Annotated in this window: 15 protein-coding genes and 1 riboswitch; of the genes, 11 read left to right on the forward strand and 4 right to left on the reverse strand. The window is 71.9% G+C overall.

Going from position 1 to position 18,205, the window contains the following annotated elements; translation table 11 throughout:
• The first annotated feature begins 62 nt into the window (after window positions 1-62).
• The 5 genes from qcrC (at window position 63) to ABZ693_RS09285 (ending at window position 6,505) form a co-directional block, all read left to right on the forward strand.
• Window positions 63-872 carry a cytochrome bc1 complex diheme cytochrome c subunit gene (gene qcrC, locus ABZ693_RS09265; RefSeq protein WP_359875106.1) on the forward strand — a complete coding sequence of 270 codons (810 nt, stop codon included), beginning with the start codon at window positions 63-65 and terminating at the stop codon, window positions 870-872.
• The gene (gene qcrA / locus ABZ693_RS09270; protein ID WP_359875109.1) at window positions 869-1,921 is read left to right on the forward strand and encodes a cytochrome bc1 complex Rieske iron-sulfur subunit; all 1,053 of its coding nucleotides are present in this window, start codon (window positions 869-871) and stop codon (window positions 1,919-1,921) included. The genes qcrC and qcrA overlap by 4 nt, the downstream gene beginning before the upstream one ends.
• Window positions 1,918-3,543 carry a cytochrome bc1 complex cytochrome b subunit gene (qcrB, locus tag ABZ693_RS09275; protein WP_359875111.1) on the forward strand — a complete coding sequence of 542 codons (1,626 nt, stop codon included), beginning with the start codon at window positions 1,918-1,920 and terminating at the stop codon, window positions 3,541-3,543. Before qcrA ends, qcrB begins: the two co-directional genes overlap by 4 nt.
• A gap of 159 nt (window positions 3,544-3,702) precedes the next feature.
• A complete protein-coding gene (gene trpD, locus ABZ693_RS09280; protein WP_359875114.1) occupies window positions 3,703-4,767 on the forward strand; it encodes an anthranilate phosphoribosyltransferase in 1,065 nt (354 codons plus the stop codon).
• A gap of 122 nt (window positions 4,768-4,889) precedes the next feature.
• Window positions 4,890-5,006: riboswitch (SAM riboswitch) on the forward strand.
• A 176-nt stretch (window positions 5,007-5,182) separates the two neighbouring features.
• Window positions 5,183-6,505, forward strand: coding sequence for an aminotransferase class V-fold PLP-dependent enzyme (locus ABZ693_RS09285; RefSeq protein WP_359875116.1), 1,323 nt, complete (start codon window positions 5,183-5,185; stop codon window positions 6,503-6,505).
• Between the two features lie 145 nt (window positions 6,506-6,650).
• On the opposite strand, the gene ABZ693_RS09290 is transcribed toward ABZ693_RS09285, so the two are convergent.
• Window positions 6,651-6,932: an Lrp/AsnC family transcriptional regulator gene (locus ABZ693_RS09290; protein ID WP_359875118.1), complete on the reverse strand. Its 282-nt coding sequence runs from the start codon at window positions 6,930-6,932 to the stop codon at window positions 6,651-6,653.
• 54 nt (window positions 6,933-6,986) lie between these two features.
• The gene (locus tag ABZ693_RS09295) at window positions 6,987-7,724 is read right to left on the reverse strand and encodes a rhomboid family intramembrane serine protease (protein ID WP_359875120.1); all 738 of its coding nucleotides are present in this window, start codon (window positions 7,722-7,724) and stop codon (window positions 6,987-6,989) included.
• Between the two features lie 151 nt (window positions 7,725-7,875).
• On the opposite strand from ABZ693_RS09295, the gene ABZ693_RS09300 reads away from it, so the two are divergent.
• The 5 genes from ABZ693_RS09300 (at window position 7,876) to ABZ693_RS09320 (ending at window position 13,338) form a co-directional block, all read left to right on the forward strand.
• On the forward strand, window positions 7,876-8,115 hold the full coding sequence (locus ABZ693_RS09300) for a hypothetical protein (protein ID WP_352077993.1): 240 nt from the start codon (window positions 7,876-7,878) through the stop codon (window positions 8,113-8,115).
• Window positions 8,116-8,180: 65 nt separating this feature from the next.
• Window positions 8,181-9,545, forward strand: coding sequence for an NYN domain-containing protein (locus ABZ693_RS09305; protein WP_359875123.1), 1,365 nt, complete (start codon window positions 8,181-8,183; stop codon window positions 9,543-9,545).
• A 259-nt stretch (window positions 9,546-9,804) separates the two neighbouring features.
• Window positions 9,805-10,839: a C40 family peptidase gene (locus tag ABZ693_RS09310; RefSeq protein WP_359875125.1), complete on the forward strand. Its 1,035-nt coding sequence runs from the start codon at window positions 9,805-9,807 to the stop codon at window positions 10,837-10,839.
• Between the two features lie 218 nt (window positions 10,840-11,057).
• A complete protein-coding gene (locus ABZ693_RS09315; RefSeq protein WP_359875127.1) occupies window positions 11,058-12,080 on the forward strand; it encodes a C40 family peptidase in 1,023 nt (340 codons plus the stop codon).
• A gap of 40 nt (window positions 12,081-12,120) precedes the next feature.
• A complete protein-coding gene (locus ABZ693_RS09320; RefSeq protein WP_359875129.1) occupies window positions 12,121-13,338 on the forward strand; it encodes a hypothetical protein in 1,218 nt (405 codons plus the stop codon).
• 34 nt (window positions 13,339-13,372) lie between these two features.
• On the opposite strand, the gene ABZ693_RS09325 is transcribed toward ABZ693_RS09320, so the two are convergent.
• Window positions 13,373-14,701: a glycosyltransferase family 87 protein gene (locus ABZ693_RS09325; RefSeq protein ID WP_435842378.1), complete on the reverse strand. Its 1,329-nt coding sequence runs from the start codon at window positions 14,699-14,701 to the stop codon at window positions 13,373-13,375.
• A gap of 108 nt (window positions 14,702-14,809) precedes the next feature.
• Between ABZ693_RS09325 and ABZ693_RS09330 the strand changes: the two genes are divergently transcribed.
• Window positions 14,810-15,952 (forward strand): glycosyltransferase family 4 protein, encoded by a 1,143-nt coding sequence (locus ABZ693_RS09330; RefSeq protein WP_359875133.1) that lies wholly within the window; start codon window positions 14,810-14,812, stop codon window positions 15,950-15,952.
• A gap of 92 nt (window positions 15,953-16,044) precedes the next feature.
• Here the strand turns inward: ABZ693_RS09330 and ABZ693_RS09335 are convergent, their stop codons facing one another.
• Window positions 16,045-17,856, reverse strand: a complete 1,812-nt coding sequence (locus ABZ693_RS09335) for an AMP-dependent synthetase/ligase (protein ID WP_359875135.1) — start codon at window positions 17,854-17,856, stop codon at window positions 16,045-16,047.
• Between the last annotated feature and the right edge of the window lie 349 nt (window positions 17,857-18,205).

The following is an 18,205-nucleotide window of genomic DNA, read 5'->3' on the forward strand; positions in this document are numbered from 1 at the left end:
TCCGGGCGGACCGAACACATCCAGCAAGATCGACGCAGAAGATCCTGACACCGGGGTAATCCGTGAAAAAGCTCTCCGCACGACGACGCCATCCGCTGGCGGCGGTCGTCGTCCTACTTCTCGCGCTGGCGGCAACTGGGGGGCTGTACGCCGCGTTCGCGCCCGCGGGCACGGCGAAGGCCGATGAAACCGCCCAGTCCCTCGCCATCGAGGAGGGCAAGAAGCTCTACGCCGTCGGCTGTGCAAGCTGCCACGGAACCGGCGGTCAGGGCACCAGTGACGGTCCGCAGCTCGTCGGCGTGGGCTCGGCGGCGGTGGACTTCCAGGTCGGCACCGGCCGTATGCCCGCGCAGCAGCCGGGCGCCCAGGTTCCGAGGAAGAAGGTCATCTACTCGCAGGCTGAGATCGATCAGCTCGCGGCGTACGTGGCGTCCCTCGGTGCCGGCCCGATCACGCCGAAGCCTGGCCAGTACAGCCCTGAGGGTGCCGACGCCGCCCGCGGTGGCGAGCTGTTCCGCACCAACTGTGCCCAGTGCCACAACTTCACCGGTGAAGGCGGCGCGCTGACCTACGGCAAGTACGCCCCCACCCTCGAAGGCGTGGAGCCGAAGCACCTCTACGAGGCCATGCAGACCGGCCCGCAGAACATGCCCTCCTTCCCCGACACCACCATGCCGGAGCAGCAGAAGAGGGACATCATCGCCTACGTCCAGGCTGTCAACAGTGACAAGGCCGACAACCCGGGTGGTCTCAAGCTCGGTGGCCTCGGCCCCGTCAGCGAGGGTCTGTTCGCTTGGATCTTCGGCCTGGGCGGTCTGATCGCAGTTGCCATCTGGGTCGCGGCCCACACCGCTAAGGCCAAGAAGTCATGAGTACCCAAGAGAATCCTGAAGAGAACCTGCCGTCCGCGCAGGACACCGCGCACGGCGCGGTGAAGGTCGCCGACGACCCGTTCGCCGACCCGGGCCTTCCGCCCCACAAGCCGCGCATCCAGGACATCGACGAGCGGGCCGCCAAGCGGTCCGAGCGTGCGGTCGCCTTCATGTTCACGCTCTCGATGCTGGCCACCATCGGCTTCATCGCGTCGTACGTGATCTTCCCGGTCGACCAGATCGTCTACATCTGGCCGTTCGGCCGGGTGTCCGCGCTCAACTTCGCCCTGGGTCTGACCCTCGGCGCGGCGCTCTTCTTCATCGGCGCGGGCGCGGTCCACTGGGCCCGCACCCTGATGTCCGACGTCGAGGTCGCCGACGAGCGTCACCCGATCGAGGCGACGCCGGACGTCAAGGCGAAGGTCATGGCGGACTTCGCGGCCGGTGCCGCCGAGTCCGGCTTCGGCCGCCGCAAGCTGATCCGCAACACGCTCTTCGGAGCGCTCGCGATGGTGCCGCTCTCCGGCATCGTCCTGCTGCGCGACATGGGTCCGCTGCCCGAGAAGAAGCTCCGCAGCACGCTGTGGGCCAAGGGCAAGCAGCTCATCAACATGAACACCAACGAGCCGCTGCGTCCCGAGGACGTCGCCGTCGGTTCGCTGACGTTCGCGATGCCCGAGGGCCTCACGGTCCACGACGAGCACTTCCAGACCGAGATCGCCAAGGCCGCCCTGATGATCGTCCGGATCCAGCCGGACGACATCAAGGACAAGAACGAGCTCGAGTGGTCGCACGACGGCATCGTCGCGTTCTCGAAGATCTGCACCCACGTCGGCTGCCCGATCTCGCTGTACGAGCAGCAGACGCACCACGTGCTCTGCCCGTGTCACCAGTCCACCTTCGACCTGTCCGACGGCGCCCGCGTCATCTTCGGCCCGGCCGGGCACGCCCTGCCGCAGCTGCGGATCGGCGTGAACGACAAGGGTTACCTCGAAGCGCTCGGCGACTTCGAAGAGCCCGTCGGTCCTGCATTCTGGGAGCGCGGATGAGCACCGTGACCGATACGAAGAAGCCGGCCTCCCGTGGTGAGCGGGTCGCCGACTGGGCCGACGGCCGTCTGGGGATCTACTCGCTGGCCAAGGCCAACCTGCGGAAGATCTTCCCGGACCACTGGTCCTTCATGCTGGGCGAGGTCTGCCTCTACAGCTTCCTCATCATCATCCTGACGGGCGTCTATCTGACGATGTTCTTCCACCCGTCGATGAACGAGGTGGAGTACACCGGACCCTTCGTCCCGCTTCAGGGACAGCTGATGTCCGAGGCGTTCAACTCGACCATGCACATCTCGTTCGAGGTGCGCGGTGGTCTGCTGATCCGGCAGATCCACCACTGGGCGGCGCTGATCTTCCTCGCCGGCATGTTCGTGCACATGATGCGCGTGTTCTTCACGGGTGCGTTCCGCAAGCCGCGTGAGATCAACTGGCTGTTCGGCTTCCTGCTGTTCTTCCTGGGCATGTTCACCGGTTTCACCGGCTACTCGCTCCCGGACGACCTGCTCTCCGGCACCGGTGTGCGCTTCATGCAGGGCGCGATCCTGTCCGTGCCGATCGTCGGTACGTACCTCTCGATGTTCCTGTTCGGCGGCGAGTTCCCGGGCGGCGACTTCGTCGCGCGGTTCTACTCGGCGCACGTGCTGCTGCTCCCGGGCATCATGCTCGGCCTGGTGGTCGCGCACCTCATCCTGGTGTTCGTCCACAAGCACACGCACTTCGAGGGCCCGGGCCGCACCAACAAGAACGTCGTCGGCATGCCGCTGATGCCGGTCTACATGGCCAAGGCCGGAGGATTCTTCTTCCTGGTCTTCGGTGTGATCGCGATCGTCGCGGCCGTCGCCTCGATCAACCCGATCTGGGGCATCGGCCCGTACCGCCCGGACCAGGTGTCCACCGGCGCCCAGCCCGACTGGTACATGGGCTTCGCCGAGGGTCTGATCCGTGTCATGCCGGGCTGGGAGATCAACCTGTGGGGCCACACGCTGGTCCTCGGTGTGATGATCCCGCTGGCGATCTTCCCGGTCGTCCTCGGTGTGATCGGTGTCTACCCGTTCATCGAGTCCTGGATCACCGGCGACAAGCGCGAGCACCACATCTCGCAGCGCCCGCGCAACGCGCCGACGCGCACCGCGTTCGGCGTCGCGTGGATCACCGCGTACATGATCATGCTGGTCGGTGGTGGAAACGACCTCTGGGCCACCCACTTCCACCTGTCGATCAACGCGATCACCTGGTTCGTCCGGATCTTCTTCTTCCTCGGACCGGTCATCGCCTTCGTCATCACCAAGCGGATCTGCCTCGGCCTGCAGCGCCGGGACAAGGACAAGGTGCTGCACGGACGCGAGTCCGGCATCATCAAGCGCCTGCCGCACGGTGAGTTCGTCGAGGTCCACCAGCCGCTCAGCCAGGGCGAGCGCTACAAGCTCACCGCCCACGAGCAGTACGACGCCGCCGCGCTGCCGCCGGCCGTCGACGAGAACGGCGTGGAGCGCAAGGTCGGCCGCATGGAGAAGCTCCGGGTCAAGCTCAACCGGGGTTACTACGGCGCGGACAGCCAGATCGCCAAGCCCACGGCGGAGGAGTTCAAGGAGATCGAGAGCGGCCACGGCCACCACTGATCCCGTAAGACTCCCGACCCCCGGGGCCTGAGCCCCGGACGCAAGGTCGCCACGGTGAGAGCCCCGTCCATTCGATGGACGGGGCTCTTTGCCATGCCCGCGGATCGATAGGGTGGAGACCGTCCGAACCCATACGCACGCACGTACACAGGAGCGACCATGAGCGCTGTGAACCCCGCTGGAGGCGACATCGCGGCGGGCCGCTCCTGGCCCGTCCTGCTGAACGGCCTGCTCGACGGCCGTGATCTGTCCGCCGACGAGACGGCCTGGGCGATGGACCTGATCATGCGCGGCGAGGCGACCGACGCGCAGATCGCCGGCTTCATGGTGGCGCTGCGGGCCAAGGGCGAGACGGTCCAGGAGATCAGCGGTCTCGTCCGGACCATGTACGCGCACGCCAACGTCATCGAGGTGCCCGGGCCGGCCGTCGACATCGTCGGCACCGGCGGCGACGGCGCCAAGACGGTCAACATCTCCACGATGTCGTCGATCGTGGTCGCCGGCACCGGGGTCAAGGTCGTCAAGCACGGCAACCGGGCCGCGTCCTCCGCCTCCGGCTCCTCCGACGTCCTGGAGAAGCTCGGCATCAATCTGAACCTGACACCGCGCCGGGTCGCCGAGGTGGCCGAGGAAGCCGGCATCACCATCTGCTTCGCGGTGCGGTTCCACCCCTCGCTGCGGCATGTCGCGGCGGCCCGCGGCCAGCTCGGCATCCGCACCACCTTCAACGTGCTCGGCCCGCTGACCAACCCGGCGCAGGTCCGCGCCCAGGCGGTCGGCGTCGCCGACCCCCGGATGGCGCCGATCGTGGCCGGGGTGCTCGCCGAACGCGGCAACTCCGCGCTGGTCTTCCGCGGCGACGACGGCCTGGACGAGCTGACCACCACCGCCACCTCCCGGGTGTGGGTGGTCCGCGACGGGGCCGTCACCGAGGAGCGCTTCGACCCGCGCGACGTCGGCATCGAGCTGGTGCCGCTGGAGGCGCTGCGCGGCGCCGACGCCTCGTTCAACGCCGACGTCGCCCGCCGGGTGCTGGCCGGCGAGACCGGTCCGGTCCGCGACGCGGTGCTGCTCAACTCGGCTGCGGCGCTGGTCGCCCTGGAGCCGGGCGAGGGCACGCTGGCGGAGCGGCTGCGGGCCGGCATGGACCGGGCGGCCGAGTCCATCGACTCGGGGGCCGCCCGGCGGACCCTGGAGCGCTGGGTGGCCGCCAGCAACGCCTGAGCGGCCGTCGGCCGTCCACGCCGTACGCCTGAGCGGCCGTTCGCCGCAGGTCGGCGCGACCCCGTCCCGGATGCCGGGACGGGGTTGCGCCGTTTCGATCGACTGGCATAGGTTCTTCGGCAGGTCATGAGTGACAGCGACAAAGCCCCGGCTGGCTGTCCGGCAACCCTCCGTCCGTGGCGGGGTGCCCCGGGTGAAGACCAGGCCGTACGAGCAGAAGCCGACGGCAAGCGCGGACCCCTGTGCACCACCCTGGGGTCCTTGGTCCTCCAGGGAGCGGTGTCTCGTGAGCCAGCGAATGCGCTAGGGCTGTTTTCGGCCCCTTCCTTTCATTCGACACCCGTCCGCAGTACACGTGTTCGTACTGTCGTCGCACGGGCCTTCGCGCACCCCTTTTCTCCCGGGAGACACCGTCATGTCCGCATACCCGCACACCGCCGTGACCGACTCCGACGCCCTCTGCGACGTCCCGCTGCCGGTCCTCGGCCGCGATGTCACCGTGCCCCTCGCCGACGGCGGCGAGATCACCTACGCCGCGCTCGACTACGCGGCCAGCGCCCCGGCGCTCCAGCGGGTCTGGGACGACGTCGCCGCGTACGCCCCCTACTACGGCAGCGTCCACCGCGGCGCCGGATACCTGTCCCAGCTGTCCACCGACCTGTTCGAGAACAGCCGCGCCGAGATCGCCCGCTTCCTCGACTGCCGGCCCGCCGACCAGGTCGTCTTCACCCGCTCCACCACCGACTCGCTCAACCTGCTGGCGCACGTGCTGCCCGCCGGCTGCGAGGTCTTCGTCTTCGAGACCGAGCACCACGCCGCGCTGCTGCCCTGGAGCGACGCCCGGGTCACCGTCCTCGACGCGCCCCGTGATCCCGCCCAGGCCGTCGCCACCCTGGAGCGGGCGCTCGCCGACCGGGAGCCCTACGGCCCGGCACTGGTCTGCGTGACCGGCGCGTCCAACGTCACCGGCGAACTGTGGCCGGTACGCGACCTGGCCGCCGCCGCGCACGCGCACGGTGCCCGGATCGTGCTCGACGCCGCCCAGCTGGCGCCCCACCACCCGGTCTCCGTACGGGACTTGGGCGTCGACTGGGTCGCTTTCTCCGGGCACAAGCTGTACGCGCCCTTCGGCTCCGGCGTGCTCGCCGGCCGGGCCGACTGGCTCCAGGACGCCGAGCCCTACCTGGCCGGCGGCGGCGCCTCCCGTACGGTGGCGCGCCGGGCCGACGGCGGGGTGGACGTGGAGTGGCACACCACCGTCGCCCGGCACGAGGCGGGTTCGCCCAACGTCATCGGCGCCTACGCCATCGCGTCCGCCTGCAAGGCCCTCACCGAGGCCGGTTTCGACCGGCTCGTCGCCCGCGAGCGGCAGCTGATCGCCACCCTCCGCGCGGGCCTCGCCGAGGTGCCGGCGGTGCGGGTGCTCACCCTCTTCGGCGACGACCACCCGCGCGTCGGCGTGCTGTCCTTCGTCGTCGAGGGCTGGAACAGCTCCCGGTTCGCCGCCGCGCTTTCCGCCGAATACGGCATCGGGGTGCGCGACGGCCTGTTCTGCGCCCACCCGCTGGTGCGCGCCCTGCTCGGCGGCGACCCGGCCGCGCCGGGGGAGTGCGGCGCCCCGGCGTCCTCGCTCGCCGCGATCCGGGTGAGCTTCGGCGCCGGAACCCCGGACGAGCACGTGGAGCGGTTCATCGGCGCGGTGCGCGAACTGGTCCGCCGCGGCCCGGACCGCGGTTGACGTTCACCGACCGGGTCCGGGGGGCCCTGACCGGGGCCGATGGCTCAGAGCGCAGTCACCGCGGACCCGTGTCGAATCCCCCGTACGAGTGAAGCCGGCCTCCCATGGGGGAGAGGCCGGCTTCCTCGCACCGCGGAGAACCGTGTCAGGACTCCAGACCGATGGCGAAGGCCGCGTCCAGATCGTGCTGCGAGTAGGCGCGGAAGGCGACATGCGTGTCGGTGCCCTCGACACCCTGGATCTTGGAGATCCGGCCGGGAATGACATCGGCCAGATCGTCGTGCCGCCCCACCCGGACCATGGCGATCAGGTCGTACGTACCGGTGACGGAGAAGACCTCGGTGACGCAGTCGACCGACGCGATCTCCTCGGCGATCTCCGGGATGCGGTCCACGCTGGTCTTGATGAGCACGATCGCGGTGATCACGGCTGGCTTTCTCCCTCGGTGGCCGCGGCTGGTGGCCTCACTTTAGCCCGCCCGTCACCCACCACCACCCTTGGAGGGAAGCGCTGCGCGAGCCCCTCCTTTCCTTCCATGGCGCACCCACGCGTAGGCGAACCCCAGCGCGAAGCCGATGACGTGCGCCAGATAGGCCACGCCAGGCCCCGCCCCCGCCGACCGTGCCGCCAGCCACTGGAGCGCGAACCAGAAGACCAGCACCACCCACGCCGGGAACCGCAGCGGCAGGAAGAAGAGGAACGGGAAGAGGCTGGTCACCCGCGCCCGCGGGAACAGCAGCAGGAAGGCCCCGAGCACCCCCGAGATCGCCCCCGACGCCCCCACCAGGGTCTGCCCGCTGTCCGCGTGCGCCAGCGCGTACCCGCACAGCGCGAGATAGCCGCAGACCAGGTAGAACAGGCCGAACTCGAGCGCCCCCATCCGCTCCTCGGCCATCGCACCGAACACGTACAGGAACAGCATGTTCCCGAGCAGGTGCAGCCAGCTGCCGTGCACGAACAGCGCGGTGAGGGGGGTGAGCAGGGCCTCGGGCCGCAGGGTCGCGAGGTGGGTGAGGTCGTCCGGGATCACACCCCAGTCCCGGAAGTACGCGCCCTGGGCGGCGAGCAGGGTGTCGCCGGTGCCGTACGCCGGGTTCATCCCGCCGACCGGGCTCAGCGCGAAGAGCAGCACGCAGCCGGCGATGAGGCCGTACGTGACGGTCGGGCCGCCGCGCAGGGTCCGCCACGCGCCGAGGGTCGCACCGCGCCAGTCGATCATGGGCAGATCATGGCGTAACGGGGCCCATCGGGACAGAGTGCCTCGCCGTGCCCCTGGGTACCCGTGAGGCCGTAGGGTTACGGGCAGCACCCCCGCAGTCCGACGGCGCACCGCGGGCCCGTAATGCCTCGCACGAGAAGAGGACGGCATCATGACGGTACCCCTGCCGACCGCCGACACCCGCTGGCGCTGCACCCTGTGCGGCAATCTGACCCGCTTCGACGTGACCCGCTCGTCGAAGGTCGTCGAGTACGTCCATCTGGACCTCGCCGGAGAGCCCAAGGTGGAGGAGCGCGAGGTGGTCAGTGAGACCATCGAGTCGGTCCGCTGCCGCTGGTGCAACGCGGTGGACCAGATCGAGTTGGTGGACAGGCCGGGCGCCGCTTCCTGAGAAGCGGCCGCGGCGAGGGCGAGACGCCCCGGCGAGGGCGACGACAGGGAGTGGGTGACGGGATCGTGGAGCAGCCCGCGCACGGTGATGCGCCGGCGGGATCGGCAGGCGAGGCCGCCGAGACGCTCGACCGACCGCTGCCCGAATCCGTACGGCGCAAGGTGATCGGGCTCGTCGCCGACGCCTTCGGCGGTCTGACGCTCGGCGAGCTGCCCGCCCCGCTGCGTCAGTACGCCCGGTTCACCGCGTCGCGGCGGGCCAAGTTCGCCGGGAACGCGATGGCCACCGCGCTGGCCGGCGACCCGGTGTTCCGGCAGCGGATCGGGGAGCGGATCCGGGAGGCGCAGCCCGAGCTGACCGGCGCCCTGGAGTCCGGTGCCCCGCCCGCCGCCGCCGACCCGGTCGACGTCGCCGCGGCGGCCTATGTGCTGCGCCCGGCCGGCTGGAGCAAGCTGGTGGCCGCGGCCGGCGAGGAGGCCGAGCGGGCCGACGCCGAGCGTGCCGACGAGGCCGGCCGGCGCGAGCTGGAGCGGCTGCGCGAGGAGGTCGTGGCCGCGAGGGAGCGGGCCAGGGCCGAGACCGAGCAGCTGCGCCACGACCTGGAGGCCGCCCGCAAGGAAGCGGAGTCGCTGCACCGCAAGCTGCGCAGCGCGCAGAGCGACGTGAAGCGCGGCGAGGCCGCGCTGCGCCGTGTCCAGGCCGAGACCGACGCCGCGCGCGCCGAGGCCGCCGCCCAGGTGTCGGCCGCCGAGAGCGAGACCCGGCGCCTCAAGGCCCGGCTCGGGGAGGCCGAGGCCGCCCTGGAGGCGAGCCGCCGGGCCACCCGCGAGGGGCGTTCGGTGGAGGACATGCGGCTGCGGCTGCTCCTGGACACGGTGCTCGACGCCGCCCGCGGGCTGCGCCGCGAACTGGCCCTGCCGCCCGTGTCGGTACGGCCCGCGGACACCGTGGACGCGGTGGAGCCGGGCCGGATGTCGCCGAAGGACATCGCCGCCCGCGCGCTGTCCGAGACCGACCCGGCGCTCCTGGACCAGCTGCTCGAACTCCCGCAGGCGCACCTGGTGGTGGACGGCTACAACGTCACCAAGACCGGCTATCCGACGATGCCGCTGGAGAAGCAGCGGCTGCGGCTGCTCGGCGGCCTGTCCGCGCTCGCGGCCCGTTCCGGTGCCGAGGTCACCTGTGTCTTCGACGGGGCCGAGCTGGCCGCGCCGGTGCTGCTCGCGCCGCCGCGCGGGGTGCGGGTGCTGTTCTCCAAGCCGGGGGTGACGGCCGACGAGCTGATCCGTCAGCTGGTACGGGCGGAGCCGCCGGGGCGTCCGGTGGTCGTGGTGTCCACGGACCGCGAAGTGGCCGACGGGGTGGCCGTGGTGGGTGCGCGGCCGGTCGCGTCCGCCTTGCTCCTGAAGCGGCTTTCGCGCCTCTCGTAACGTGGTGTCACTTTCTGCCCGGTACAGACCTTTTCTGATCGGCGCAGGGTCAACCCGCCTTCACAGCCTGTGTGATGTCGCTAAATAAGTTGTCGGAACCGCGAGATTTTGTCCGTCAGGATTTGAACTGATCACAAGATGGTTACTAGGGTCAGGCTTCGAACCTACGCGCGGTTGATCACTCATCCGGAGTGGACAGCGTCGGTCACCGCCTGCCGCTGACCCGTCGGGCGGCTCGAGGAAGAAGGAGCTCGCCTCCGTGGCGTCCCACCGTCGTCCCAAGCAGCCGAGCCGCGCCCGCGTGACCGTGCTCACCGTGACCGCCGCAGCCGCGGTCGCGCTCACCGCCCAGACCGCGGCCCAGGCGGCCCCGAAGCCGAAGATCGACGACGTCAAGTCGAAGGTCGACAAGCTGTATCACGAGGCCGAGGAGGCCACGGAGCAGTCGAGTCTCGCCGGCGAGCGCCGCGGGAAGCTCCAGAAGGAGATCAGCAATCTCCAGGACAAGGTCGCCCGCGGCCAGGACGAGCTGAACACCCTGCGCGACAGCATCGGCGCGGTCGCCAGCGCCCAGTACCGCTCCGGCGGCATCGACCCGGCGCTCCAGCTCTTCCTCTCCGCGGACCCGGACACCTACCTGGAGCAGGCGACCGCGCTCGACCAGGTCGGCGCCAAGCAGGCCGACGTCCTGCAGACGATCCAGGCCAAGCAGCGCACGCTCGCCCAGAAGCGCGCCGAGGCGGCGGGCAAGCTCGCCGAACTCGAGGACGTCCGCAAGACCCTCGACGAGAAGAAGGCGAAGTCCTCGGCCAAGCTCGCCGAGGCGCAGAAGCTGCTCAACTCGCTGACGGCCGCCGAGCGCACCAAGATCAAGCAGGAAGAGGAGCAGCGCGCCAGCCGCGGCGCCAGCCAGCAGCGGGTCAGCCTCGGCAAGGAGGTGCCGGCCTCGCAGCGCGGCGCCGCCGCCCTCAACGCCGCCGCCACGCAGATCGGCAAGCCGTACTTCCGCGGCGGCACGGGTCCGAACTCCTTCGACTGCTCGGGCCTGACCCAGTGGGCCTACCGCCAGGCCGACGTCCAGCTCACCCGCACGACCTACACCCAGCAGAACGACGGCGTGAAGATCGGCCGCAGCCAGCTCAAGCCCGGCGACCTGGTCTTCTTCAACAGCCTGCAGCACGTCGGCCTGTACGCGGGCAACAACACCGTGCTGCACGCCCCGAAGCCGGGCGCGTTCGTCCGCTACGAGTCGATGGACTACCTCGGCACCTTCCAGTTCGGCGTGCGCATCTGACGCTCCGCGTCCGGGGCGCCGCGCGCTGCCCCCGCCGACCCGGCGACATGCCCTCCGAACGGGTGGATTGCCGAAACCAGAAGTGACGTGACGCCCCGCCGGTGACCTGTGGTCTCCGGCGGGGCGTCACTGTGCGTGCCCGGCACCCTCGTTGGACGGGGAGTGAGCAACGGCTACTGTCTGCCGCGCCAGTTGCCGAGCCGAACGGAGCGCGATCCGTGGCGTCCCACCGACGACCCGCCAGGGTCACCGTCCTCACAGCGGCCGCCGCCACCGCGGCCGCCGCCTTCGGAGCCGTTCCCGCGCACGCCGACCCGGACGCCGCAGCCCCGCACACCACCCGCTCCCCTCGGGCCACCGTCGACCGGCTCTTCGAGGAGGCCGAGAAGGCCACCGAGGATTACAACCGGGCCGGCGAGCGGGCCGACCGGCTGCGCCGCACGGTCTCCCGGGCCCAGGACCGGCTCGCCCGCGACCAGGAGCGCGTCAACCTGATGCGCGGCGCGCTCGGCGCGGTCGCCGGCGCCCAGTACCGCTCCGGCGGCCTCGACCCCGCCCTCGCCCTGCTGCTCTCCGCCAATCCGGACAGCTATCTCCAGCGGGCCTCCGTCCTCGACCGGGTCGGCGCCCGCCAGCGCACCGCCCTCGGCGAGCTGCGCGGCCGGCTGCGCCGTATGGCCCAGGAACGGGCCGAGGCCGGCCAGGCCCTGGACGAACTGGTCCACAGCCGCGCCGAGGCCGCCCGCCACAAACGCCTGGTCGAACACAAGCTCGCCGAGGCCCGCCGGGTGCTCGGCGCCCTGTCCGCCGCCGACCGGGCCGGCTACGACCGGTCCTCCCGTTCCGGCCGCGACGCCTTCGGCGACCTGCTGCCCCCGCTCGGCGATCTCGGCTCCTCGCGCGCCGCCGCCGCGGTCGTCGCCGCCCGCGGCGCCATCGGCCGGCCGTACGTGTGGGGCGCCACCGGCCCCTCGTCCTTCGACTGCTCGGGCCTGATGGTCTGGTCGTTCCGGCAGGCCGGCATCTCCCTGCCCCGCACCGCCGCCGCCCAGCGCGCCGCCGGCCGGCGGATCCCGCTCTCCCAGGCGCAGCCCGGCGACCTGGTCACGTACCGCGGCGACGCCAGCCATGTCGCGGTCTACGCCGGCAACGGCCGGGTCATCCACGCGCCCCACCCCGGCGCCCGTGTCCGCTACGACCCGGTGACCATGATGTCCCCGGTCGTCGTCACCCGGGTCTGAGGCCGCCGTCCTGCGATCCCGACCCCGTACGATCGAGGGCGTGACGGGCCGGCGGAGCGCAGCGGTGGCGCGCGGCGCGGCCGCCGCGCTGTTCGCGCTGCTGCTCCCGCTCACCGGCTGCGCCGACCCCGGGCGACCCGCCCCGGACCGCGCCGGGATCCAGCGGCTGCTCGACGCCCGCGCCCACGCCCTCCTCGCCCGCGACGAACCCGGCTATCTCGCCGCGCTCGACCCGGCCCTCGTCCCCGCCGCGCGCACCGAGTTCGAACGGCTCGCGCCCGTCCCGCTGGCCGACTGGAGCTACCGGGTCACCGGAGTCGAGCGCACCGGCCCCGGCCGGGCCACCGCCCGCGCCGAGCTCGGCTACCGGATCAAGGGCTACGACTCCGGTCCCGTCACCGGCACCCGGATCCTGGACCTCGCCGACCGCGGCGGCCGCTGGTACGTCACCGCCGACCGCCCCACCGACGGCGCCCCGCAGCAGCTCTGGCAGCAGGGCGCGGTCCGCGCGGTCACCGGCGGGCACAGCCTGGTCCTCGGCGTCGGCCAGAGCCCCGAGCGGCTCGAAGAGATCGCCGCCGCGGCCGACCGCGCGGTGCCCGCCGCCTCCGGTGCCTGGCCCTCGCCCTGGGCGGGCCGGATCGTGGTGCTCGTCCCCGCGTCGACCGACGCCATGGGCAGGCTGCTCGGCGCGCCCGCGTCCGCGTACCGGGGCATCGCGGCCGTCACCACCGGCGAGGCCGGCGGCGGCCCGAAGGCGCCCGCGGACCGGATCATCGTCAACCCGGAGGCGTACGCGGGTCTCGGCGACTTCGGCCGGCGCTTCGTGCTCACCCACGAGACCACCCATGTCGCCACCCGCGCCCGCACCACCGCGGCCACCCCGCTCTGGCTGTCCGAGGGCTTCGCCGACTGGGCCGCCTATCGCGGCACCGGCCGCACCCCCACGGCCGCCGCCCCCGAACTGGCCCGCGAGATCCGGGCCGGCAAGGTGCCCGCCGCGCTGCCCGACGACAAGCACTTCGCCTTCGGCGGCGACGCGGACGCGCTGGCCCGCGCCTACGAGGGCGGCTGGCTGGCCTGCGCGATGATCGCCGACCGGTGGGGCGCGGCCGAGCTGACCGCGTTCTACGGGGCGGTGGGCGCCCACCCGGGCCGCGCGGGCGCGGTGGAGAAGGCGCTGAACGACGTCCTCGGCATCACCCCGGAGGACTTCACGGCCCGCTGGCGGACGTACCTCACGGAGCGGCTGGGCTGACGCCCCCGAGGCACGACCGCGGGGCTCGCCCGGCCTACCGCGCGGAGACCGGGACCTCCGGCCGGCGCTCCGCCGTACGGGCCGACTGGGCCGGGACCCGCGCCGCGGCCGCTTCCGCGAGGCGCGGCTCGGTGACCGTCTGGCGCCACAGGATCCGGCAGGCCGACACCGTGGCCACCACCAGGAGACCGTTGCGTACCAGCAGCAGCGCGATGCCGAGCGGATCGCTGTGCGTGACGTGGGAGAACCACACCGGGAACTCGAACTGCGTCACCGCCGTCGCCCACAGCACCAGGTACGCGGGACGGCGCATCCGGCTCGCCCGGTACACCAGGCACACGGCCGCGAGCCCCACCAGCCAGATCATGTACTGGGGGCTGATCACCCGGCTCGTCGTGACGAACAGCAGCACCGCCGTGAAGGCCGCGTCCGCCGTCGTCGTCACCGTCCGGTGCCGGGCCCGCAGCCGCCACAGCAGCAGCCAGCCGAACGCGGCGATCGTCAGCAGCATCGCCGCCGTGGACACGGCGGCCACGCCCGGGCCGAGGAACTCGATGGAGCCGTAGTTCATCCGGGCCTCGCCCGGCCAGCCGAAGTTGCGGGCCACATGGAAGACCAGCGCGCCCAGCGACTCGACCTCGGTGCCCCGGTCCCGCTGGAAGCCCAGGAAGGACAGCGATCCCGGCGCCGCGAGCGCGCACAGGCCGATCACTCCGGCCGCCGCGCCGGCCGCCGCCGCCCACGAGCGGAAGGTGGCCCGGCCGCGCGCGGAGCCCGCGAGCAGCAGCACCGGCCAGACCTTGAGTGCCGCCCCGAACCCGGCGAGCGCGCCGAGGACGGCCGGGCTGCGCAGGGCCGCCAGCAGCGCCGCCACCGCGACCGCCGTGACCATCAGGTCGTACCGGCTGTACGCGGTCGGCCCGAGCAGCGGCACGCCGGCCAGCCACAGCCAGGCGCCGCGCGAGGAGCGGCCGGGGCGGCGGCCGGTGTACAGCAGCAGCCCGAAGACGAGGGCGTCGCACAGCAGCGACAGCGTGAAGAAGCCGGCGGAATAGCCGAGGAAGGGCAGCAGCGCGGGGGAGACGATCGCGAGGGCCGCGGCGGGCGGGTACTGCCAGGTGACGTCGTCGAGGGGGTACGTGCCGGTCTTCAGGACCTCGTACCAGCCCTGGTAGATCTCCTCGATGTCGGTGGTCACATCGGGGCCCGGGACGACGACGATCTTGAAGACGCACAAGAGGAGCAGCAGTCGGGTCAGGCCCCACAGTCCGAGGGGTTTGCCGAGTCCGCGGGTGCGCGCGGTCACGGCCGCGCGTATCCCCGTACGTGTGTCCGCACCCGTGCCTATCGCGCCGGCCGTCATCGCTGTCCTGTTCCTGTCCTGTCGGTCCGCCGGGGCGGAGGGGCGGGGCGGAGTGGGCTGAGGTGCTGGTGCCGGGCCCGGGGCGTGCGCGCGGTACTGTCGGCCACGATGCACAAGACCCTGATCGTAACGAACGACTTTCCGCCACGCCCCGGCGGAATCCAGGCATTCCTGCACAACATGGCGCTGCGCCTCGACCCCGAGCGGGTCGTGGTCTACGCCTCCACGTGGAAGCGAGGCCACGAGGGGACGGAGGCGACCGCCGCGTTCGACCGCGAGCAGCCTTTCATGGTCGTCCGCGATCGCACCACCATGCTGCTGCCGACGCCCAGGGTCACCGCCCGGGCCACGGCGCTGCTGCGCGAGCACGGTTGTACGTCGGTGTGGTTCGGCGCGGCCGCCCCGCTCGGCCTGATGGCCCCGGCGCTGCGGCGCGCGGGCGCCCGCCGGATCGTCGCCACCACGCACGGCCACGAGGCCGGCTGGGCCCAGCTGCCGGCCGCCCGGCAGCTGCTGCGGCGGATCGGCGAGGGCACCGACACGATCACCTACCTCGGCGAGTACACCCGGTCCCGGATCGCCTCGGCGCTCACCCCGGAGGCCGCGGCGCGGATGGTCCAGCTCCCGCCGGGCGTCGACGAGAAGACCTTCCACCCCGGCTCGGGCGGTGCCGAGGTGCGCGAGCGGCTCGGGCTCACCGACCGCCCGGTGGTCGTGTGCGTCTCGCGGCTCGTGCCGCGCAAGGGCCAGGACACCCTGATCCTCGCCATGCCGGAGATCCTGCGCCGGGTGCCCGGCGCGGTCCTGCTGATCGTCGGCGGCGGCCCGTACGAGCAGGACCTGCGCCGGCTCGCGGAGCGGACCGGTGTGGCGGGCTCGGTGCGCTTCACCGGCGCCGTGCCGTGGGAGGAGCTGCCCGCGCACTACGGGGCGGGCGACGTCTTCGCGATGCCCTGCCGCACCCGGCGCGGCGGGCTCGACGTCGAGGGCCTCGGCATCGTCTACCTGGAGGCGTCCGCGACCGGTCTGCCGGTCGTCGCGGGCGACTCGGGCGGCGCCCCGGACGCCGTCCTCGACGGCACGACCGGCTGGGTGGTGCGCGGCGGCAGCGCCGAGGAGACCGCCGACCGGGTGGCCACGCTGCTGCTCGACCCGGAGCTGCGCGAGCGGATGGGCACGCGCGGCCGGGAGTGGGTCGAGGACCGCTGGCGCTGGGACCTGCTGGCGGAGCGCCTGCGCGAGCTGCTGTGACGCCGTATGCCGTATGCCGTACATGCGAGACGCCCCTGACAGACCCGGAATCCGGGCCCGCCAGGGGCGTCTCGTCTGGTGCGTACGGTCCGTCAGGCGGTGGTGCGCGGGGCGTTGTAGAGCGCCTCGATCTCGTCCGCGAAGTCCTTCGCCACCACGTTGCGCTTCAGCTTCAGCGACGGGGTGATGTGCCCCGCCTCCTCCGTGAACTGGGCGGACAGAATACGGAACTTGCGCACCGACTCCGCCTTCGAGACGGCCGAGTTGCCGTCGTCCACCGCCCGCTGGACCTCCGCGAGCAGCTCCGGGTCCTCGCGCAGCGACGTCGCCGTCGACCCGGCCGGCTTGCCGTGCTCGGCGGCCCAGCGGCCCAGGAAATCCTCGTCGAGGGTGACCAGCGCGGCCACGAACGGCCGGCCGTCGCCGACCACCATGCACTCGGCGACCAGGGCGTGCGCCCGGATCCGGTCCTCGATGACCGCCGGGGCGACGTTCTTGCCGCCCGCCGTCACCAGGATCTCCTTCTTGCGGCCGGTGATCGTGAGGTAGCCGTCCTCGTCGAGGGTGCCGATGTCACCGGAGTGGAACCAGCCGTCGGCCAGCGCCTCGGCGGTCGCCGCCTCGTTGTTCCAGTAGCCGGAGAAGATGTGCTCGCCGTGCAGGAGCACCTCGCCGTCGTCGGCGATCCGCACCACGGAGCCCGGCAGCGGCTGCCCGACCGTACCGATCTTCGGGCGGTCCCACGGGTTGAACGCGGTCGCCGCGCACGACTCGGTGAGGCCGTAGCCCTCCAGGACGGTGAAGCCGATGCCCCGGAAGAAGTGGCCGAGCCGCTCGCCGAGCGGCGCGCCGCCGGAGATCGCGTACTCGCCGCGCCCGCCGAGCACGGCCCGCAGCTTCGTGTAGACGAGCTTGTCGAAGATCTTGTGCTTCAGGCGCAGCCCGAACGCGGGCCCGCGCGGGGTGTCAAGCGCGCGGCTGTACGCGATGGCCGTGTGCGCGGCCTTGTCGAAGATCTTGCCCTTGCCGTCGCCCTGCGCCTTGGCGCGCGCCCCGTTGTAGACCTTCTCGAACACCCGCGGCACGCCGAGGATCAGCGTCGGCTGGAAGGCCGCCAGCTCGTCGGTGAGGTTCTTGATGTCGGGCAGACAGCCCAGCTTGACCGGCGCCATCACAGAGGCGACCTCGATCAGCCGGCCGAAGACGTGCGCCGCGGGCAGGAACAGCAGCACCGAGGTCTCGCCGGTACGGAACAGCGGCTTCAGGCGCTCGACCACGTTGCCGCACTCGGCGAAGAAGGCGCGGTGGGTGAGCACGCAGCCCTTGGGGCGGCCGGTGGTGCCCGAGGTGTAGACGATGGTCGCCGGGTCGTCGGCCTTGGCAGTCGACATCCGCTCGTCGAGCAGTGCGTCGGAGACGTCCGCGCCCTCTTCGGTGAGGCGGGCGATCGCGTCGCCGTCGATCTGCCGCACGCTCTTCAGGGCCGGCACGTTCGCCCGGACCGACTCCACGGACGCCTCGTGCGCCGCGGTCTCCACCAGCGCCAGGGACGCGCCCGAGTCGCTGAGGATCCACTGGATCTGCTCCGGGGAGCTGGTCTCGTACACCGGCACGGTGACCGCGCCCGCGCTCCAGATCGCGAAGTCGAGCAGCACCCACTCGTAGCGGGTCCGGGACAGCAGGGCGATCCGGTCGCCCGCTTCGATGCCCGCGGCGATCAGGCCCTTGGCCACCCCACGGACCTCGGCCAGGAACTGCTTCGCGGTCACATCGGTCCAGGTGCCCGCCACCTTGCGTCCCATGACGGCGACATCTGGGTGCTGGGCGGCGTTCCGGCGGATGAGATCCGTCAGATTCCCGTCGGCGGGGACCTCGTACAAAGCCGGAAGGCTGAACTCGCGCAAGACTGCTGCTCCTCATCGGGCGCCGGCGCCACGGCTCTGTGTGATGCACCGGTGCGGTCCAAGATCGGGCAGGGTGCTCAGGTGGTGGGGGGGGTGAGCACGACTGGACTGCCCGGACGTTACCCATCAGTACATGGTTCCCGATAGGGGGTCCCGGCCAGATGTTCCATGCGTCACACCGTCCTGACGCTCTTGGCCGCAGAGTAGTCGACCGCTTTCCCGACTCCCAAGTAACCGCAGGTCGCGCCCCCGGAGGTGTCTGTCCGGGCCGGTCCGGGCGGCGAGCGGAAGGGTTCATTCCGCACGCCGGCGGGGTCGTCCGGGGGAGGACCGCCCCGGGGAAGCGGCA

The sequence above is a fragment of the Streptomyces laurentii genome (genome assembly GCF_040635425.1).
GTDB classification, from domain to species: Bacteria; Actinomycetota; Actinomycetes; order Streptomycetales; family Streptomycetaceae; genus Streptomyces; species Streptomyces laurentii.

Coding starts and splice junctions, on each gene's coding strand:
- qcrA (WP_359875109.1), top strand. CDS start 869: ATGAGTACCCAAGAGAATCCTGAAGAGAACCTGCCGTCCGCGCAGGAC.
- qcrB (WP_359875111.1), top strand. CDS start 1,918: ATGAGCACCGTGACCGATACGAAGAAGCCGGCCTCCCGTGGTGAGCGG.
- trpD (WP_359875114.1), top strand. CDS start 3,703: ATGAGCGCTGTGAACCCCGCTGGAGGCGACATCGCGGCGGGCCGCTCC.
- ABZ693_RS09285 (WP_359875116.1), top strand. CDS start 5,183: ATGTCCGCATACCCGCACACCGCCGTGACCGACTCCGACGCCCTCTGC.
- ABZ693_RS09295 (WP_359875120.1), bottom strand. CDS start 7,724: ATGATCGACTGGCGCGGTGCGACCCTCGGCGCGTGGCGGACCCTGCGC.
- ABZ693_RS09300 (WP_352077993.1), top strand. CDS start 7,876: ATGACGGTACCCCTGCCGACCGCCGACACCCGCTGGCGCTGCACCCTG.
- ABZ693_RS09325 (WP_435842378.1), bottom strand. CDS start 14,701: ATGACGGCCGGCGCGATAGGCACGGGTGCGGACACACGTACGGGGATA.
- ABZ693_RS09330 (WP_359875133.1), top strand. CDS start 14,810: ATGCACAAGACCCTGATCGTAACGAACGACTTTCCGCCACGCCCCGGC.